General features: G+C 36.8%; 22 protein-coding genes. 13 read left to right on the plus strand and 9 right to left on the minus strand.

All coding sequences use genetic code 11. From position 1 onward, the window contains the following. Positions 1-6 precede the first annotated feature (6 nt). Both ACXAGJ_RS05145 and recA read right to left on the minus strand, forming a co-directional pair. Complete coding sequence (locus ACXAGJ_RS05145) at positions 7-423, minus strand: hypothetical protein (protein ID WP_073315894.1); 417 nt, start codon at positions 421-423, stop codon at positions 7-9. A gap of 140 nt (positions 424-563) precedes the next feature. Next, the gene (gene recA, locus ACXAGJ_RS05150; RefSeq protein WP_474838051.1) at positions 564-1,574 is read right to left on the minus strand and encodes a recombinase RecA; all 1,011 of its coding nucleotides are present in this window, start codon (positions 1,572-1,574) and stop codon (positions 564-566) included. A gap of 580 nt (positions 1,575-2,154) precedes the next feature. On the opposite strand from recA, the gene ACXAGJ_RS05155 reads away from it, so the two are divergent. Continuing rightward, complete coding sequence (locus ACXAGJ_RS05155) at positions 2,155-2,772, plus strand: DUF3103 family protein (RefSeq protein WP_474837734.1); 618 nt, start codon at positions 2,155-2,157, stop codon at positions 2,770-2,772. Between the two features lie 147 nt (positions 2,773-2,919). On the opposite strand, the gene ACXAGJ_RS05160 is transcribed toward ACXAGJ_RS05155, so the two are convergent. After that, entirely contained in the window at positions 2,920-3,156 is a 237-nt protein-coding gene (locus ACXAGJ_RS05160) for a hypothetical protein (RefSeq protein ID WP_474837736.1), read from the minus strand. Positions 3,157-3,349: 193 nt separating this feature from the next. On the opposite strand from ACXAGJ_RS05160, the gene trhO reads away from it, so the two are divergent. The 8 genes from trhO to ACXAGJ_RS05200 all read left to right on the plus strand — a co-directional run bounded on the left by trhO (position 3,350) and on the right by ACXAGJ_RS05200 (position 11,127). After that, the gene (gene trhO, locus ACXAGJ_RS05165; protein WP_474837738.1) at positions 3,350-4,381 is read left to right on the plus strand and encodes an oxygen-dependent tRNA uridine(34) hydroxylase TrhO; all 1,032 of its coding nucleotides are present in this window, start codon (positions 3,350-3,352) and stop codon (positions 4,379-4,381) included. Between the two features lie 153 nt (positions 4,382-4,534). Continuing rightward, entirely contained in the window at positions 4,535-5,815 is a 1,281-nt protein-coding gene (locus ACXAGJ_RS05170) for a PSP1 domain-containing protein (protein WP_474837740.1), read from the plus strand. Beyond that, the gene (locus tag ACXAGJ_RS05175) at positions 5,802-6,296 is read left to right on the plus strand and encodes a gliding motility lipoprotein GldH (protein WP_474837742.1); all 495 of its coding nucleotides are present in this window, start codon (positions 5,802-5,804) and stop codon (positions 6,294-6,296) included. Before ACXAGJ_RS05170 ends, ACXAGJ_RS05175 begins: the two co-directional genes overlap by 14 nt. After that, entirely contained in the window at positions 6,297-8,639 is a 2,343-nt protein-coding gene (locus ACXAGJ_RS05180) for a penicillin-binding protein 1A (protein ID WP_474837744.1), read from the plus strand. It begins immediately after the preceding gene. A gap of 100 nt (positions 8,640-8,739) precedes the next feature. Then, positions 8,740-9,441 (plus strand): CoA transferase subunit A, encoded by a 702-nt coding sequence (locus tag ACXAGJ_RS05185; RefSeq protein ID WP_073315888.1) that lies wholly within the window; start codon positions 8,740-8,742, stop codon positions 9,439-9,441. Between the two features lie 35 nt (positions 9,442-9,476). Then, entirely contained in the window at positions 9,477-10,118 is a 642-nt protein-coding gene (locus ACXAGJ_RS05190) for a peroxiredoxin (protein WP_474837747.1), read from the plus strand. 11 nt (positions 10,119-10,129) lie between these two features. Then, positions 10,130-10,468, plus strand: a complete 339-nt coding sequence (locus ACXAGJ_RS05195; RefSeq protein ID WP_474837749.1) for a hypothetical protein — start codon at positions 10,130-10,132, stop codon at positions 10,466-10,468. 2 nt (positions 10,469-10,470) lie between these two features. Next, positions 10,471-11,127 carry a CoA transferase subunit B gene (locus ACXAGJ_RS05200; protein WP_474837751.1) on the plus strand — a complete coding sequence of 219 codons (657 nt, stop codon included), beginning with the start codon at positions 10,471-10,473 and terminating at the stop codon, positions 11,125-11,127. Positions 11,128-11,712: 585 nt separating this feature from the next. Here ACXAGJ_RS05200 and ACXAGJ_RS05205 read toward each other — a convergent pair. Continuing rightward, entirely contained in the window at positions 11,713-13,404 is a 1,692-nt protein-coding gene (locus ACXAGJ_RS05205) for an ABC transporter ATP-binding protein (protein ID WP_474837753.1), read from the minus strand. Positions 13,405-13,508: 104 nt separating this feature from the next. On the opposite strand from ACXAGJ_RS05205, the gene ACXAGJ_RS05210 reads away from it, so the two are divergent. The 4 genes from ACXAGJ_RS05210 (at position 13,509) to ACXAGJ_RS05225 (ending at position 16,829) form a co-directional block, all read left to right on the plus strand. Further along, positions 13,509-14,987, plus strand: coding sequence for a sensor histidine kinase (locus ACXAGJ_RS05210; RefSeq protein ID WP_474837755.1), 1,479 nt, complete (start codon positions 13,509-13,511; stop codon positions 14,985-14,987). Between the two features lie 62 nt (positions 14,988-15,049). Continuing rightward, a complete protein-coding gene (locus ACXAGJ_RS05215; RefSeq protein ID WP_073315882.1) occupies positions 15,050-15,253 on the plus strand; it encodes a DUF4177 domain-containing protein in 204 nt (67 codons plus the stop codon). A gap of 24 nt (positions 15,254-15,277) precedes the next feature. Then, positions 15,278-16,060, plus strand: coding sequence for an enoyl-CoA hydratase/isomerase family protein (locus ACXAGJ_RS05220; RefSeq protein WP_474838053.1), 783 nt, complete (start codon positions 15,278-15,280; stop codon positions 16,058-16,060). Positions 16,061-16,190: 130 nt separating this feature from the next. Further along, positions 16,191-16,829, plus strand: a complete 639-nt coding sequence (locus ACXAGJ_RS05225; RefSeq protein ID WP_474837757.1) for a hypothetical protein — start codon at positions 16,191-16,193, stop codon at positions 16,827-16,829. Positions 16,830-16,835: 6 nt separating this feature from the next. Here the strand turns inward: ACXAGJ_RS05225 and nadD are convergent, their stop codons facing one another. The 5 genes from nadD to ACXAGJ_RS05250 form a co-directional block, all read right to left on the minus strand. Continuing rightward, the gene (gene nadD, locus ACXAGJ_RS05230) at positions 16,836-17,417 is read right to left on the minus strand and encodes a nicotinate (nicotinamide) nucleotide adenylyltransferase (RefSeq protein WP_474837759.1); all 582 of its coding nucleotides are present in this window, start codon (positions 17,415-17,417) and stop codon (positions 16,836-16,838) included. A 4-nt stretch (positions 17,418-17,421) separates the two neighbouring features. Beyond that, a complete protein-coding gene (gene gmk / locus ACXAGJ_RS05235; RefSeq protein ID WP_073315878.1) occupies positions 17,422-17,994 on the minus strand; it encodes a guanylate kinase in 573 nt (190 codons plus the stop codon). Further along, complete coding sequence (locus ACXAGJ_RS05240; RefSeq protein WP_474837762.1) at positions 17,995-18,855, minus strand: YicC/YloC family endoribonuclease; 861 nt, start codon at positions 18,853-18,855, stop codon at positions 17,995-17,997. A 61-nt stretch (positions 18,856-18,916) separates the two neighbouring features. Continuing rightward, positions 18,917-19,465, minus strand: a complete 549-nt coding sequence (locus ACXAGJ_RS05245) for an N-acetyltransferase family protein (RefSeq protein WP_474837764.1) — start codon at positions 19,463-19,465, stop codon at positions 18,917-18,919. Between the two features lie 5 nt (positions 19,466-19,470). Continuing rightward, positions 19,471-20,022, minus strand: coding sequence for a CopD family protein (locus tag ACXAGJ_RS05250; RefSeq protein ID WP_474837766.1), 552 nt, complete (start codon positions 20,020-20,022; stop codon positions 19,471-19,473). Positions 20,023-20,024 lie beyond the last annotated feature (2 nt).

Consider the following 20,024-nt stretch of genomic DNA (forward strand, 5'->3'; position numbering starts at 1 on the left):
TTGCTTTTAATTTTCTACGGGTACTTCTATAGTAAGATATTGATTGTTTCCTTGGTCATCTCTACCTTGCCAGAACCTAAAAACATAGGATTCTTCATTTCCTACAAAAAATTCTAAGGATTCTTCTACGCTGGCGGTATCTTCCAGATCTCTACAGTTATCTGGATTTACCACTAAATTAACAACAGCTACTGTGCGTTCATTGTTGTCGGGGGTATAATCAAATCCTGCAAAAGCATGACAAGAAGTAGGTCTGAAAAAAGTAACACTTATGGTGTACGTTTCTCCTCTGACAAAGGTGTCAGGAACTGTAGCAGTTTCTATAGGGACTAACTCATAGAAAAAACCAGTATTGTCATCAACACCACATCCCGAAGTCATTGCGATGATAAAAAAAGCCAAAATGATCTTAATCGTCTTCATAAACATTATGGGGTTAGAGTAATAAACATATATAATCTAATATATAGATGAACGTAAACAGATAAGGTTGCTTTAAGGTATAAAAAAATCCTGTCGCGATCACGTTCACGACAGGATTTTAATATGATGATTAAAAATATTTATTGCTCTTTAATAATCTTTATCGCCTCTTTAATCTTTTCTTCTAGTTCTTCCATAAGCTCCGGATTGTCATTTAGTAATGCCTTTACAGCATCTCGACCTTGTCCGAGTTTAGTATCTGCGTAGCTAAACCATGATCCACTTTTCTTTACGATTTCATAGTCTACACCGATATCGATGATTTCACCAGTTTTTGAGATACCTTCGCCATACATGATATCAAATTCTGCAGTTCTAAAAGGAGGTGCTACTTTGTTTTTTACAACTTTCACACGGGTCTTATTTCCTTTTACTTCACTATTACTATCTTTAATCTGCGTAGAACGACGAATATCCAATCGTACCGAAGCATAAAATTTCAGTGCATTACCTCCTGTTGTAGTTTCAGGATTTCCAAACATAACACCAATTTTTTCACGAAGCTGATTAATAAAAATCACCGTACAATTGGTTTTGCTGATAGAACTGGTTAACTTTCTTAGTGCCTGAGACATTAATCGTGCATGAAGCCCCATTTTGGAGTCTCCCATTTCACCTTCAATTTCACTTTTTGGAGTTAATGCCGCTACCGAGTCGATAACGATGATATCAATAGCTCCAGATCGAATCAGGTTATCAGCAATTTCTAGTGCTTGTTCTCCGTGATCTGGTTGTGATATGATAAGATCATCAATATCTACACCCAATTTTTCTGCATAAAAACGATCAAAAGCATGCTCCGCATCAATAAAAGCAGCAATCCCTCCTACTTTTTGTGCTTGTGCAATCGCATGTAATGTAAGGGTAGTTTTACCCGAAGATTCTGGTCCGTAAATCTCTACAATTCGCCCTCGTGGATACCCTCCAACACCTAGTGCCAAATCCAAACCAAGTGATCCGGTTGGGATGACATCTACTTCCTGAACAGAACTGTCACTCATTTTCATTACAGTTCCTTTTCCGTAGGCTTTATCTAATTTATCTAAGGTTAATTTGAGGGCTTTTAGTTTTGCATCTTTCTCTGTACTCATTTGTTGTTCAAATATATCGGGATTTGACATTGGAATTAACTTTTTGCTAAAGTACTATTTCTTTTCGTAGTTGGTCTATAGATTTCCAAATGGTTATTAACAACAAAATTAGCAGATGGGAGTACCAAAAAATGAAACTCAATAAATTATTTTTTGTCGTTACGCAACCCTTCAATACATGTTGCATCTATCATATAAAAGCAAAGAGAACAAAACCGTAGAACGACTTAATAGTAGATGAAATTTCTTAAAAAGGTCACAAGACATAACCATGCGGGCTATGTGATTACAAAAATTAGTAATTGCATAGTAGAAGGTGGCTAGCTTCGTTATTGAATTATTTTATCGTTAATAGATTAGAAAGAATCAATAACGAATTAGCCAAAAAAAAGCCTTGAAGATATCTTTAAGGCTTTTTTTATTTCATAATGGTATTTGTCTTTTGCCAGCGATAAATAAAATCAACAAAATATAGGTTAAATAGGGAACAATAGTACATGATATTGAAACATATGTTCAAGTAAGCTTTCTCATAGTCGATTACTTTTAGATCTGATATCTAAATTTAAAATTCATTATCATGAAAAAACTATTTTTTATCATTGGGATACTGGTACTAGCACAAATATCCTGTGAAAAAGAAGCCTTAGAAGAATTACAAACGGAAACATCCATCACCGAGAGTCAAAAAATGTATCCAACAGCATCATTTCCATTATCAACTAGACCATCGCCAACAAAAATGGTGCTTCATGAAATTCGCTTATCTGATGACAAGGAAAATAGATTACGGGGAAAGGCAGACATTTATGCAATTATTTCAGGATTTAAAGACGAACAGAAAAATCCACTGGTAAAAAAGGTACAACTAAAATTTTTGGATCACGATAAGAGGATTTATCGCCCAGAAAACTTTGTTCTAGTTGATTGGACTGAGTTCAAGTTGAATACAGTAAGAATTGAATTATGGGAACATGATTGTTGTTTTGGTTCTGGCCATTTTCGCAACGAATTTGTAGATGGAGAGTTTGCGAATATGAGTGAGTTTGAAGCTTTGGATGCGATCTACCAGAAGTTTATTTATTTTGGGATAGAAGATGATAAGGTAGATCTGTTTAAGTATGTCGAGAAAAACCGGAACTATTATAATCATTTTGGCAGTTTGAATAATGCCAGAGTAAAATTTTTCAAAAGGTAATAACAAGTATGTGATGATCTAATGGTGGTATAATCAGCCTTGAGAACATTTAAAAATAAGATGCAAATAGAATGGCTATTGGCTTAAGTACGATGGCCATTCCTTTTGGAGCAAAGTTTATAACTAACACAAAGATTTCGGATAAATCTAGGTAGAATGAGTTCTCCATTTAAGATAACCACGGACCATCAATAAACAATTCACAAGATGCATAAATGCTAAAAACCAAAGCGAAGTTGCAACACAGATAACTGCTGCTAATAACTGGCCAATAGCCATAAAAGAATAGCCTTGTAAATGTTTTCGGTTTAATAACTCAAAAGCGATCAGTATTAAAATAGCAGAGATCACTTCGACGACGGTTTGTATAACTTCTATGGACATTAATAACTTGGTATAAATTAAAGTAAACTAAAAATAAAGCAATCTTTTTAAATATTGGGGTTATACTATAATATACTTAAAGTACGAGGCTAACCTGAAAAATATCTTGCATTAGTTTCTAAGCATTTTTTATTCCGTAGAGTATTTGTACTTTTGCGCAAAATATCTTTTTAACTTAAAACATTAGTATAGCATGCAACTGTACAATAAATTAAGTGCAAAAGAAAGAGCAGCTCTTATCGACGAGGCCGGTACGGATCGGCTTACGCTTTCTTTCTACCAATATGCACATATCGGAAATCCAGAAATTTTCAGAAACCACCTTTTTATTCGTTGGAACGAACTCGATGTACTAGGACGTATCTATGTAGCCAAAGAGGGGATCAACGGACAACTTTCTGTACCAGCTCCTAATTTTTTGACTTTCAAAGAGCATCTGGATAGTATTTCTTTTCTTGAAAATGTTCGTTTGAATATTGCTCGCGAACAGGATTCGAAATCTTTCCTGAAATTGAAGGTGAAAGTAAGGCATAAAATTGTAGCCGATGGCTTGAATGATGATACTTTTGATGTTACCAACAAAGGAGTGCATGTTGATGCCCAGCAATTTAATGAGTTGATCGAAAACCCGGATACCGTGTTGGTAGACATGCGTAACCATTATGAAAGTGAAATCGGTCATTTTAAAGGTGCCGTAACACCAGATGTGGATACGTTTAGAGATTCTTTGGATATTATCGAAGAAGATCTGAAAGAACATAAAGAAGATAAAAATCTTGTGATGTATTGTACGGGTGGGATTCGTTGCGAAAAAGCAAGTGCCTATTACAAACACAAAGGATTCAAAAACGTATATCAGTTAGAAGGTGGTATTATCGAATATGCCCGACAAGTCGAAGAAAAAGGATTAGAAAACAAGTTTTTGGGTAAAAACTTTGTTTTTGATCATCGTCGAGCAGAACGTATTTCAGATGATGTTATTGCCAATTGTCATCAATGTGGTAAACCTTGTGATACCCATGTAAACTGTGCAAATGAAGCGTGTCATTTGTTGTTTATCCAGTGCGAGGATTGTGCGGCAGCTATGGAAAACTGTTGCTCTGATGCTTGTAAAGAGGTAAATCGTTTGCCCTATGAAGAACAAAAAGCTTTAAGAAGAGGAAAAGGGAATAGTAACCAAATCTTCAAAAAAGGTCGTTCTGAAGCGCTGATTTACAAGAAGTAATGCTAAAATGCGAAAGATACTATGGTTGATAATTTTTTTCATAGTATCTTTAACGATTGAGATGCCGGAAATCCAGTGTTTTCTGGCTTTAGTAAGAACCATATTTGTAGTGATGTAAATCATCATGTACAAATTTCAATATAGTAGGAACATATGGGGTGTAGTAGTTGTTCTTCCGGAAAAGACGGACAACCGAAAGGATGTAAGAATAACGGTACCTGTGGTGCCGATGGATGTAATAAATTAACAGTTTTTGACTGGTTGTCAAATATGTCGCTTCCCAATGGAGCCGCACAATTTCCTTTTGCCGAAATACGATTCAAAAATGGTAGAAAAGGCTATTTCAAAAATACAGAAAATCTTTCCTTAAGTATCGGAGATATTGTCGCTACCGAAGCTTCTCCCGGTCATGATGTGGGTATGGTGTCCCTAACAGGAGAATTGGTGCGTATCCAAATGAAAAAGAAGAAGGTAGAAGCAGAAGGGGACGATATCAAAAAAGTATACCGCAAAGCTTCTCAGAAAGATATAGATATCTGGCAAAAGTCTCGGGATCGCGAGGAAAAAATGAAGGTGAGAGCTCGAGAAATTGCAATTCGACTGGAATTGCAAATGAAAATTTCGGATATCGAATTTCAGGGAGACGGATCTAAAGCTACTTTTTACTACACCGCAGAAGAACGGGTGGATTTCAGGCAGTTGATCAAAGAATTTGCACACGAGTTCAATACCCGTATCGAAATGCGTCAGGTTGGTTTTAGACAAGAGGCCGCTCGATTAGGAGGTGTGGGATCTTGTGGTAGAGAACTGTGTTGTTCTACCTGGCTTACGGATTTTAGATCTGTAAATACCAGTGCAGCCCGATATCAGCAATTGTCATTAAATCCTCAAAAACTTGCAGGGCAATGTGGTAAGTTGAAATGCTGTTTGAATTATGAGTTAGACGCTTATATCGAAGCTTTAAATAGTTTTCCTAAACTAGAAACAAAACTGAAAACAGAAAAGGGAACAGCAGTATGCCAGAAAATAGATATTTTCAAAGGACTATTATGGTATGCTTATGAAGGAGAATGGATGAACTGGCACAAAATATCTGCCGAAGATGCAAGTGAAATTATTGCAGCAAATAACAACGATGAAAAAGTAGCTAGCCTGGAAGAGTTCGCCTCAGAATTGATAGAAAACACTAAAACCGATTTTGAAAACGTTGTAGGACAAGATAGTTTAACCAGATTCGATCAGCCAAAACGAAGCAAAAGAAGGAGAAAAAATCGAAACAGAAAGAAAAACGCTGGTAATGCTTCTTCGCAAAAGCAAATGGCCACATCGAATGCATCAAAAGGAGGGAACCCTGAAAAGAAAAACACCAATAAGTCAAAGAACCAACGTAACAAAAGACATCGTTCACGTAATAAAAACAATGATAAATCTTAAAGGTATAGGTTGGATCTGTATGATACTACTGTTGTCGTCATGTGATGATCAACAAATATTTGATCAATACCAAACGGTGGCAGAATCATGGGAACGGGATGAAAAAATAAACTTTTCATTACCTTCACTCGATCCCGAAAAAGAATACAATTTGTTTATCAATGTGCGTAATACTAACGATTACAAATACAGCAATTTGTTCTTGATCAGTGAAATGAGATTTCCTAACGGGAAGGTAGTGACTGACACCTTAGAATATGATATGGCAGCACCCAATGGAGAATGGTTGGGAACTGGTTTTTCTGATGTAAAAGAGAATAAACTTTGGTATAAAGAGAAAGTAAAGTTTATTGAAGATGGTACTTACCAGATTACCTTACAGCACGCAATGCGTAAAAATGGAAAAGTGAATGGGATTTACGCTTTAGAAGGAATTACCGATATTGGATTTAGAATAGAAGACGCTCAAAACCTTAAATAAATGGCAAAGGCAACACCCAAATCAAAAAAAAGAACACCAAAAAAAAAGGCAGGAACTAGCACGCTAAAGTTTATTAAGGCATTCTGGATCGCATTTGGAACCGGGATCCTTTTGGTGGTATTATTATTCTTATTAGCAAGTTGGGGCGCATTTGGAGAAATGCCCACTTTTGAGGAGTTAGAAAACCCTCAAAACGATCTTGCTACGCAAATCATCTCGTCGGATGGTGCACAGATCGGTACATTTTTCAAGGAAAATCGTACTCCGGTTAGTTATAATGAACTTTCTGAAAACTTGGTACATGCATTAGTGGCTACCGAAGATGCCAGATATTATGATCATTCTGGGATTGATGCACGAGGAACCATTAGAGCTTTTACATTTTTAGGGAGAAGAGGAGGAGCGAGTACGATTACACAGCAATTGGCGAGACAGTTGTTTGTAGGGGTAAGGTCAAGAAATATATTCGCGGCGATTACTCAAAAAGCAAAAGAATGGGTGATTGCAACCAGATTAGAAAGACAATACACCAAGGATGAAATCATGACCATGTATCTCAACAAATATGATTTCTTAAATCAGGCGATTGGGATTAGTTCTGCGTCCAGAATTTATTTTAATAGAGATACCCCAAAAGATCTTAAGATCGAAGAGGCAGCTGTGTTAGTAGGGATGCTTAAAAATTCATCTCTTTTTAATCCACTAAGAAGACCAGAATTAGTTAAGAATAGAAGAGATGTTGTATTAAGCCAGATGGCAAAATACGGATACATCAGCACCGTACAAAAAGATAGCTTACAACAATTACCGCTTAAGTTAGATTATGCACCAGAGGGTCACTCTGATGGAACAGCCACATACTTTCGAGAATATGTAAGAAGTTGGATGGGCGACTGGGTAAAGAAAAATCCGAAAGGTGTAAACGAAGAGGGAGAGGAAGTGTATTTTAATATCTATAGAGACGGTCTAAAGATTAATGTAACCATCGATTCTAGAATGCAGAAATATGCCGAAGAAGCTACTCGTGAGCATATGGCAAATCTTCAAAAAGAATTTGATAAACAGGAAACAAAGAATAAAACCACTCCATTTAGAGATATTACCAAGGCCGAAACACAAGGTATCATCAATAGAGCGATGAAAAGTTCTGCTCGATGGAAATCCATGGCAGCTAATGGAAAAAGCGATAAGGAAATTCGCAAGTCTTTTGAGGAAAAGACAGAGATGAAGATCTTCAGCTGGAAGGGAGAAATAGATACCATTATGACTCCCAAAGATTCGATCTTGTATTACAAGAAGTTCTTGAGATCTGGTTTGATGTCTATGGAGCCGCAAACAGGTCATGTAAAAGCCTGGGTGGGAGGAATCAACTATAAACATTTTCAATACGATCATGTAGATCAGGGAGCGCGACAGGTAGGATCAACATTTAAGCCTTTTGTGTATGCCACGGCTATCGATCAATTAAAACTATCACCTTGTGATACCTTGCCAAGATCGCAAATTACTATTCCGGTGGATTCTCATGGAGTAGTAGATAAAGACTGGACTCCTAAAAATAGTGATGGAGAATACAGTGGTTACCTGAGTCTAAAAGACGCATTAGCAAAGTCAGTAAATACTATTTCTGCACGTTTGATGGATAGAATTGGTCCAGACCCTATTGTTCGTCTTGCTCAAAATACAGGAGTAAAGTCAGAAATACTTCCGGTAGCATCTATATGTTTAGGATCTGTAGATTTAAAATTGTCTGAAATGGTAGGAGCTTACAGTACTTTTGCTAATCAGGGAATCTATACCAAGCCTGTAATGATTACTAGTATCGAAGATAAAAACGGAACGCTACTCTATCAATTTGTGCCAGAAACCAGAGATGTAATCAGTAAAGAAGCAGCTTATGTTACCATCAATTTGATGGAAGGGGTAACACAATCTGGATCTGGAGTTCGACTTAGAACAGGCCCTTCTACAAGATATGATATTAAGAATGTAGTAACAGGGCACCCATACGAGTTTAATAACCCAATTGCAGGAAAAACAGGAACCACGCAAAACCAAAGTGATGGTTGGTTTATGGGGATTGTTCCTAACCTTTGTACAGGGGTTTGGGTAGGTGCAGACGATCGTGCTACACACTTTGAAACTACAACGTTTGGTCAGGGTGCAACTATGGCTTTGCCAATATGGGCACTATATATGAGAAAATGTTACCAAGACAAGGATTTGAATGTGTCAAAAGATGCATTTCTAAAACCTGAAGGTCTTACTATCGAAGTGGATTGCGAGGAATTTAAAAAGAGCATTACTCCGGAGGAAAATATTGATGATGAATTCTCTCTGTAAAGAGAATTTTTAGACCTTTAAATTATTCATAAAACTCTCATTGTTCAAACGATTTAGTACTATTTTTTTAGTACTTTTAATTCGCTAAAATTTGAACAATATGATTCGTAAAACGGTACCCAATGTTGCCGAAGCTTTATCTGGTGTAAAGGACGGAATGACCTTTATGCTTGGTGGATTTGGATTGTGCGGTATTCCCGAAAATGCAATTGCCGAACTGGTTAAATTAAACGTTACCGATGTAACCTGTATTTCTAACAATGCCGGAGTTGATGACTTCGGATTAGGGCTTTTGCTTCAGAAGAAACAAATCAAAAAAATGATCTCCTCTTATGTGGGAGAAAATGATGAGTTCGAACGCCAGATGTTGAGTGGCGAATTGGATGTCGAATTGATTCCTCAAGGAACCCTTGCAGAGCGTTGTAGAGCTGCTCAGGGTGGTTTTCCTGCCTTTTATACTCCAGCAGGTTACGGTACCGAAGTAGCCGAAGGAAAAGAAACAAGAGAATTTAATGGCAAAATGTATGTGTTAGAACATGCGTTTCAAGCGGATTTTGCTTTTGTAAAAGCCTGGAAAGGAGATGAAGCTGGAAATCTGATTTTCAAAGGAACTGCAAGAAATTTTAATCCTTGTATGTGCGGAGCAGCAAAAATTACCGTTGCCGAAGTTGAAGAATTAGTTCCAGCAGGAACCCTAGACCCGAATCAGATTCATATTCCTGGAATATTTGTACAGCGTATTTTTCAAGGAGAAAAATATGAAAAACGAATCGAGCAACGAACTGTCCGCCAAAAAGCATAAAAAGATACTTTTAATACCTTAAAAACACATAAATCATGTCAGCATTACGATTAGGAGACGAAGCACCAAACTTTACAGCACAAACTACAGAAGGAGAAATAAATTTTCATGATTGGCTAGGGGATAGCTGGGGGGTACTTTTTTCACACCCTGCAGATTACACCCCTGTATGTACAACAGAATTAGGAACTGTGGCAAAGTATACCGATGCATTTAATGCACGAAATGTAAAAGTAGCCGCGTTGAGTGTAGATGGATTAGATTCACATCATGGTTGGATCAAAGATATTAATGAAACCCAGCAAACTACAGTAAATTTCCCTATTATAGCGGACGAGGATAGAAAGGTATCAGAATTATATGATATGATTCATCCTAATGCTGATAGTCAACTTACCGTTCGTTCGGTTTTTGTTATTGGTCCTGATAAGAAAATAAAATTGACCATAACATATCCAGCTTCTACAGGAAGAAACTTTGATGAGTTAATACGTGTAATTGACTCACTTCAGTTAACGGCTTATCACAAAGTTGCTACACCTGCTAACTGGAACCAAGGAGACGATTGCGTAGTGGTGCCTTCTGTGGCTACAGAAGAAATTCCAAACTTGTTTCCAAAGGGACATAAAGTGATTAAACCTTATTTAAGAACTACGCCGCAACCTAACTTGAATTAATAAATTATTGAATGAAATTGGAATACACCTGTTCAGGCTGTAAGAAACAAAATAATTATAGACCTGTCACCGCTACTAGGGGACAACTACAAATGAAAGTAGGAGATGAGGTAGATGTGCATTGTACTCATTGTGGGAAAAGAGATAAGAAGCATATCAATAGAATTGATGCCGTTGTTGATCATAGAAAAATCCTTATTGCTTTAGGAATTAGTGCAGCAGTTACTTTGGTATTGTGGAGTCTATACGGAGCTATAGGTACTGTAACTGGACTAATTCCAGTGATGATGTGGGCACAAGAAGGGAGATCCACTAGTCATTTTAATTCTTATAAAATTAGAAGAAGATAGTTATGCTAGATAAAAACGGAATAGCAAGGCGCATTGCCAAAGAACTACAGGACGGGTATTTTGTAAATCTTGGGATAGGAATACCCACCTTGGTGGCTAATTATATCCCTCAGGGAATAGAAGTAGAGTTCCAAAGTGAGAATGGAGTTTTGGGTATGGGCCCTTTTCCTTTTGAAGGAGAAGAAGATGCTGATATTATCAATGCAGGGAAACAAACCATAACAACGATGCCTGGAGCATCTTTTTTTGATTCTGCAATGAGTTTTGGGATGATTAGAGGGCAACATGTAGACCTAACCATACTTGGGGCTATGGAAGTTTCAGAAAACGGAGATATCGCCAATTGGAAAATACCAGGAAGAATGGTAAAAGGAATGGGTGGAGCTATGGACCTGGTAGCTAGCGCAGAAAATATTATCGTGGCAATGATGCATACCAATAAGGCTGGGAAGTCCAAATTACTGAAGGCATGTAGTTTACCACTTACAGGTGTGAATTGTGTAAAGAAGATTGTTACTAACCTTGCACTCATGGAAGTTGTAGACGGAGGTTTTAAGTTATTAGAAAGAGCTCCTGGGGTAAGTATTGAAGATATCCAGAAAGCAACCGAAGGAAATTTGATCGTTGAGGGAGAAATCCCCGAAATGGTACTCGACTAATTCTTTATACAGGTTTACGAATAATAATTGAGGTACTACGAATAATAATTTTAAAAGTGTATCGTTATAGTGATATACATCTCGTAGACTCAATTTTGAAAGAAAAATACTACAATTTCTTCAGATTTTTTATTCCCTTAAACCTTTGCTTTAACCTGTAAAAACAAGCTTTCAAAAGTTAAATGTTAAAGTTTTGTGTTTTTTGTCGATTTATTAGGCATTTAAACGTAATTATTGAAAATATTTTGCATATTAGTGTCCCCTTAGAAAATCGTGTCCCCTTTACACATTATTTTTTAAGATTAAACAAAGTATTAACCCACACATATTGTCCCTATTATGAAAAAACGTATAAATCGCTTACAGAAGTCAGTTAAACCAACTATGGAATTACTTTCTAACTGTGTGTATTTAGCGAAAAAAGTATTTTTGTTGATGTGATTTTTTGTTGTTAATCAATCGCAACCTCCCCAAGTCGCGATGAATTAAACCTGTTAATCTACTAAGCTTAACAGGTTTTTTCGTGTTTTATACGGATAGGAAACAATATTTGGAGTAAGATTCCTAATTTAAAATAAAAGTGTGTTACATTCCTTTCGGGATGGCTTGGATTAGTTTTTTGGTATACGCTTTTTCAGGATGGTTATAAATCTGGTCTGCATCTCCGCTTTCTTCAATTTTACCTTCGTTCATTACTAGCAATTGATCAGACATGTATTTTACTACTGCTAGATCATGTGATATGAAAATATAGGTAAATCCGAAATTCTCTTTAAGTTCATTTAAAAGATTTAATACTTGTGCTTGTACAGAAATATCAAGTGCGCTTACCGATTCATCACAAATAATCAATTTAGGTTGTAGTGCGATGGTTCTGGCAATCCCGATACGTTGGCGTTGACCCCCGCTGAATTCATGAGGGTACCGATCAAAATGACTGGCTTCTAATCCTACACGTTCTAATAATTCGATCACCTTTTCCTTGCGCTCTGTATCTGATGTGTACAGTCCGTGAACCTTCATAGGCTCCATAATTGCTTTACCTACAGTTAGTCTAGGATTTAGCGAAGCAAAAGGATCTTGGAAAATAAGTTGTATTTCTTTTCGAAGCGATCTGATTTCAGTATCGGATAACTGCGTCAAATCTTGCCCTTTATATAAAATCTGCCCTTTGCTGGCTTGATCAAGTCTAAGAATGGTGTTTCCCAAGGTCGATTTACCACATCCTGATTCTCCTACCAACCCCAGGGTTTCTCCTTCAAATAATTGAAAACTCACATCATTTACCGCCTTAAATTCACTTTTCCCAAACCAACCGACATTAGAGAAGTACGTTTTCTCAACATTTACAACTTCTAGCAATGGTGGCTTGCTATATAATTCCTTATGTTGTTGTTCACGTTGCGCTGTTGTAATCACTTCTCGATCACCATGGGTGTCTTTCAAATAATCTGATATGGTAGGTAAAGTCTTGAATCGTATATCTAACGTGGGTCTTGCATTGATGAGTGCTTTGGTGTAATCTTCTTGAGGATTATTAAAAATGGCATTGGTTTCTCCATATTCAATCAATCGCCCCTGATACATCACTAGCACATGATCTGCGATTTCCGAAACAAGAGATAGGTCATGAGAAATGAACAACACACTCATTTTATATTCTTGTTGCAATGCTTTTAATAGGCTTATGATTTCCTTTTGTACAGTAACATCCAAAGCCGTTGTAGGTTCGTCTGCAATCAAAAGTTTGGGTTTGCAAGCAATTGCCATGGCAATCATAATACGTTGTTTTTGCCCACCACTTAATTGATGCGGATAAGATGCATAGGCTCTTTCGGGATCGGGTAATTTCACCTTTTCAAAAAGAGAAAGTACTTCAGTTTTAATTTCATTCTTTGAAAGTGTGGTATGCAACGCTAATATTTCTGCAACTTGTTTTCCACATTTCATAGAGGGGTTGAGAGAACTCATAGGTTCCTGAAAGATCATTGCAATTTCGTTTCCACGAATCTTACGGTATGCTTTTTCAGAAAGTGACGATAGAGAAGTACCGTTATAAAGAATATTCCCTTGAGATATTCTGGCAATTTTTTGAGGTAAGAGTCCTAATATGGCAAGTGAAGCAACCGATTTTCCACTTCCGGATTCTCCAACAACACCTAATATCTCGTTGCTATAGATGTCGAACGAAATGTTATGAAGTACCTTATTTTCTTCTTTTTTTGAAAAGAAGGAAACACAAAGATCTTGTACAGAAAGCAGTATTTCTTGACTCATTTTGTAAAGCTAATTAAAATTAAGGAATGGTCTGTGCCTTGGGATTTGTTTTTAGCACTATTTTTTGGTGCGATATTTGTTATATTTACCTATCAAAATTGGATATGAAGCTATACAAACTCTCTCTCCGTACACGGATTTTTATTTCGATGACCGTTTTGGTCTTGTTGGCTTCGATACTAATTGCGGCGGTTACCATATATCAATACAAAGAAGAAGCCGAAGATTATCACAGAGAGCGTTTAGAACGAAAAGAAACTCGTATCCAAATCGCAATCAATAATGCATTGCGTAGTACAACCTATCCTGTAGATGAAGAACACCTCTCCAAAATCTTTGGGTATAAACAAAAGATCTATCAAATTTCTGAAGAACATTCTTTGCCTATTAACATCTACGGATTGTCTGGAGAACTATTAATTAAGTCTGAAGGAATTTTTGCCAAAGATACCACAGATAAACAGCTAAGCCCTAAAATATTGGATACCCTAGCTTCTTTGTATGATAAGAAGTATTTGGTGAAATCCGAAAAAAATGGAATTCGTATTCTTTCTTCTTATACGTTTATTACTGATTTTAAGTCCAAACCTCTGGGAATTTTAAATTTACCCTATCTGGAGGACGACGATTTGATTACCCGAGAGTTGTTTGAATTTTTACAGCGATTGGGGCAAGTGTATTTGTTAATGTTGCTGATTGCTATTGCCTTGGCGTATTTTTTATCCAAGTACATTACACGATCTTTAAAAACGATTTCAGAAACCATTGATCAAACCCGACTAGACAAGCGTAATAAACGGATAGGTATTATTGATGCCAGTGAAGAGATATATTCGTTAGTAAGTGCATATAATAGCATGATCGACGAGCTTGAAGAAAGTGCAGCTATGCTTGCCAAAAGTGAACGGGAAGCTGCATGGCGGGAAATGGCAAAGCAAGTAGCACACGAGATCAAAAATCCTCTGACACCTATGCGACTTACCGTACAGAGTTTTCAAAGAAAATTTGATCCCGAGGACCCCAAAATTCAACAAAAAGTACAGGAGTATAGTAATACCCTTATTCAACAAATCGATACCATGAGTTCGATCGCCTCGGCATTTTCGAATTTTGCACAAATGCCAGCGCAAAAAAGTGAAACATTGGATGTGGTAAAAATTGTAGGGTTGGCACTAGATATTTTTAACGAAGACTACATTATTTCCCCTTCAGAAAAAGGAGAGATTATTGCCAAGTTTGATAGAACACAGTTGATACGTGTGGTTACCAATCTGGTTAAGAATGCGATACAGGCTATCCCGGGGGATCGCACTCCAAAAGTGATTGTAAATGTATTTACCGAGGATGGGAACGTAGTTATTACAGTAGCGGATAATGGAATAGGGATCACCGAAGAAAATAAAAAGAAGATTTTTGAACCTAAATTTACCACAAAATCAAGCGGAATGGGGCTTGGTTTAGGAATGGTGAAAAATATAGTGGAAACCTATAAAGGAAGTATTACCTTTACCTCGCAAGAAGGAAAAGGAACCATCTTTAAAGTTTCTTTTCCCAGAGAATCACAAATAGAAACTACTGCGTGAAATGAGCCATGATTATTGGTGAATACTATCCGACAGTTGAAAAGTACTTAATGTAAAAACAGATGAAAGAATACAAACTAGAATCTCTGGTCTATTACTCCAAACTAACGTTGGACAAAGAACATATCTTAAAATCTTCTTCCAAAGACATTCAGGCTAAATTGGATGAATATTCTAGTGAAGGCTGGCGTTTGGTTTCTACAGATGTTGAAGATTTTGGACTGGGAATGTACTTCTATCTATATTTTGAAAGAGATAAAAATTAATAGCTCACATAAAATAATACCAACATAATGTATACTAACATTCTTACATCTCAAGAAGGTGGAATAACCAAAATAACGATCAATCGTCCTTCAAAATTAAATGCACTCAATAAAGAGACGATTCAAGAACTTCATGCCGCTTTTAGAGTAGCGGATTTGGACGCTGCTACCAAAGCAATTATTGTTACCGGTAGTGGAGAGAAAGCTTTTGTAGCAGGAGCAGACATTAGCGAATTTGCTGATTTTTCCGTTTCTGAAGGAGGAAAACTAGCTGAAAAAGGTCAAGAACTGCTTTTTGATTTTGTTGCGAATCTATCAACACCAGTAATTGCTGCTGTAAACGGTTTTGCCTTAGGAGGAGGGCTAGAATTGGCAATGGCAGCTCATTTTAGAATCGCCAGCAATAATGCCAAAATGGGACTACCTGAGGTATCTCTAGGAGTGATTCCTGGATATGGAGGGACCCAGCGTTTGCCACAATTAGTAGGAAAAGGAAGAGCCATGGAAATGATTATGACTGCAGGAATGATAGATGCTAATCAGGCGATGCAGTATGGTTTGGTAAATCATGTAACTTCACAAGAGGAACTATTACCATTGGCAGAAAAGTTGGCAGGAAAGATCATGAGAAACTCTTCTGTGGCAATTGCAGCTGCTATAAAATCTGTTAATGCTGCTTTTGAAGACGGAGTAAACGGATTTAAAGTAGAAATAGAACAATTTGGGAATTGTTTCGGTACCGAAGATTTTAAAGAAGGAACTACTGCGTTTTTGGAAAAACGTAAGGCAGATTTCCCTGGAAAATAAAACCAGCATATACAAATAGAAGATCCCAAGGGCCAATCGCTTTTGGGATTTTTATTTGCTTCTTATCTCAAGAATAGGAGTAATCCATAATAGTTTTGTATTTTTACTAAACACTCTTATTCCTTACTTCATGAAAGCTTTGTACAAAAATCCTATAGCCATTATTCTCATTGTTTTTGCAGTGGTAGGTTTTGTATTACTTGAAGGGCAATTGCCAGCTATAAATTTGGCACACCTTACTCCAGGAAATGTAGTGGCTGTATTAGGGTACACTTCGGTAATTATGTTTGTAGTAGAGCAGTTTATAGAAATTTTTGTTCATGATTACAATCAGAGACTTAAGAAAGAATGTAAAGAACGTATTGATGAGATTGATCGCAAATTAGAGCGTATGAATGAGCCGGTGGTGGGGGAGGAAGCTGCTTCGGAAACAGAAGAAGTTTCTGTGCCGGAAGTGGCAAACATGATGAAGGAGAAAAGAAGGCTAGAAAATACCCTTACCAAAGAAGGTATGAAACGCAAACAGCGAACCATTGTGATTGCCTTTATTATTGGACTTATTTTATCTTTTTCGGGTTTTAGATTGATGTCTGGTATACTGTTTAATGAAACCAGTGATAACTTATCCGAGATACAATCTACCATTATCCAATCGATAGATATTATCCTTACAGCTGGTATTATTGCAGGAGGAAGTGATCGTATGCACAGACTAATAAAAAGAGTCAAAGAAGCTTTTCAGCCAGAGAATAGTTATAATGAGTACTAAATTCCTTTATCGATAAAAATTCATCTGATCGATATACTCCCATACTTCTTGAGAGAGTAATGGACGTACATTTTTTCCTTCACCAATAGTATTTCGAATAAAGGTCGAAGAGATTTCCATAATTGGTGCGCTTACGCGTTGAATTTTTGGGTGATCCATAAACTGATGTTCAATATTCCCTTCAGAAATACGTGGGTACACATAGATATGGTGATTTTCGAGAATCACCTCATAGTTTTTCCATTTATGAAAGCTTTTCAAGTTGTCTTCTCCCATAATCAAATTAAATTGATACTCGGGATAGTTTTCTTGTAAGTGTGCTAACGTATGTACCGTATAATTGGGTTGTGGTAGTTTGAATTCGATATCGCTGGGCTTCAACTTAGGATACGATTCTGTGGCTCTGTAGACCATTTCGTAACGATGATGATTGTCTAATAGCGAGCTTTTCTTTTTAAAAGGATTATGAGGGGTGACAACCATCCATATTTCGTCAAGATCCGAAAATTCCGCCATATGATTGGCAATTGCCAAATGGCCAACATGAATAGGATTAAATGTCCCAAAGTATAATCCAATTTTTTTCATTGTACTATCCTAAAAGAAACTTCTTTACTAGTTGATAAACCTCGGCTTTTGCCTTTTCCAGATCATCATTGGTAACTATAGCATCAAACTGTGGGGCTGTTGCCATTTCTGTAGAGGCCTTGGCAACACGCATATTGATTTTATCTTCAGATTCGGTTTTGCGTTTTTTAAGTCGAATCTTTAGCTCTTCTATACTAGGTGGTTTTACAAATATAGCAAGGGTACGATCAGGATAAATTCTTTTGATGTCTAATCCACCCACGACATCAATATCAAAAATAACATGCTTTCCATTATCCCAAAGGCGTTGTACTTCAGTTTTTAAAGTGCCGTAAAAATTATCTCTATATACTTCTTCCCACTCCAAAAACTCGTCGTTTTTGATTTTGTCCTTAAACTCACGTAAGGATAAAAAGTAATAATCTTTACCATGTACTTCGGCTCCTCTAGGTTCGCGAGATGCTGCAGAAATAGAAAAACCAAGATTGAGTTCTTGGAGATCCAATAAATATTTTACCAATGTAGTTTTTCCACTACCCGATGGGGCAGAAAGTACAATTAACTTTCCTTGCTTCATTTACAATACGTTTAGCAATTGCTCTTTTATTTTTTCAAGCTCATCTTTCATTTGCACCACTAACTTTTGCATTGGAGCATAGTTAGATTTGCTTCCTATAGTGTTGATTTCCCGACCAATTTCCTGAGTAATGAATCCCAATTTCTTTCCGTTAGATTCTGGAGTGTTTAGTGTAGTGGTAAAGTACTCAAGATGATTAGAGAGACGCACTTTTTCTTCAGTAATGTCGAATTTTTCCAGATAATAAATAAGCTCTTGTTCAAATCGATTTTGATCTACTTCTTCTTTAATATCAGATACTGCTTTTTGAAGTCGCTCACGTACTCCTTCGATACGCTCTGGATCCATTTCGATCACGTCGGCTAGTAATTTGCCTATATTTTGTATACGTATGACAAAATCTTTTTCTAGTGCTTTCCCTTCATCGACTCTATAGGTATCAATAGCATTCAAAGCGTCACGTAGTCCTTCGTTAATAGCTTTAAATTCTTCTTCATCAATTTCTTCTCTCACGGTTTTTAAAGCGTCCGGCATACGAACTGCCATTTTCAGATATTCTCCAGTTTCTCCGCTGTTGTGTATGCCTTGTAATTGTTTCATATAATCCTTAACCACAGCGTCGTTGATTTTGGTCGAAGTTTCTTCTGCAGTGATTTCAACATACAACCCAAAATCTACCTTTCCTCGTACCAATGATTTTGCAATGGTATTTCGCATGGGTAACTCTTTTTCTCGATATTGAGATGGAATTCTAGCATTGATGTCTAAGTTCTTGCTATTGAGCGACTTTACCTCGATAGTGACTTTTTTTGTAGGTAGTTGTAATACAGACTTCCCGAAGCCGGTCATGGATTTAATCATAGAGTCAATTTAATAAGTGGCACGAAGATACGGAAAAGTATAAAGTTGAAATGACTAGATATCAGGAAACATCAATTGTCATCATAATTTTATCGATATATTTCCCTTCTTCGTAAAAGAAATTTTTCATTCTACCAGATTCCGCCAACCCCATTTTCTTGTACAAAGCGATTCCGGCAGGGTTGGTGGCATATACTTCTAGCCAGATTATTTTTAGCGTGTTATTTTTTCTCGACCAATCCAATACATTTTGAATAAGAAAAGTGCCTACTCCTTGATTTTGCCAACTCGTATGTATCCCCATCCCAATCATAGCCGTATGAACCATTTTTTCTCTTGAACTTCCGGTGAGATCAATGTTACCTATAAGCTTTCCATCATGTTCGGCTACTAAGAGTAGACTATTGTTTTCTTTTTGATAGCGTTTGATGAGTTGATTTTCTTCGGTAATATTATTAGAATACTCATAATCAAACAACGGAATAGTATTCGTATTTTTTAGATACTGTAGTTTGAGTTCAAGCAATTGTTTGGCATCGTCGGGATGTGCTTCCCTAATGATGACAGCATGATCGGATTTGGTTTGATATGTTTTTGGTAAAAAATGCAATGAACTTAGGCATTAGGATTTTTGTCTCTAATTCTCTTGTACAATTTGATTCCGAACATCAAGGCCACAGATAAGGAGACAATTCCGATGACTCCATAAATCCAATTTACGGCATCTCGTACAATGACCAAAAATATAACGGCAAATAAAATGAGCGTAGAGCCTTCGTTCCACATTCTCATCTGGTTTGAGGACCATTTAACAATGTCTTGTTGTAGTTGCTTATAAATTTGGTGGCATTTCAAGTGATACATGAATAACAATACCACAAATCCGAGTTTGACATGCATCCAGGATTGTTCTAACCACCCAGGCATTAGGATAAGCAACCATATGGCAAATAAGGTGGCCAATATAGCCGAAGGCCAGGAAATGATAAACCAAAGACGCTTGGCCATAAGCTTTAATTGTATGCCCAAAATTTCTTTTTCGGGAGAAGGTTTTTGGCTGGCTTCGATTTGATAGACAAATAATCTGGGGATATAAAATAACCCTGCAAACCATGTGATTACAAAGATGAGATGCAGGGATTTTATGTAGTTATAATATTCTAGCATTA

The sequence above is a fragment of the Aquimarina sp. AWH4_224 genome (genome assembly GCF_056160245.1).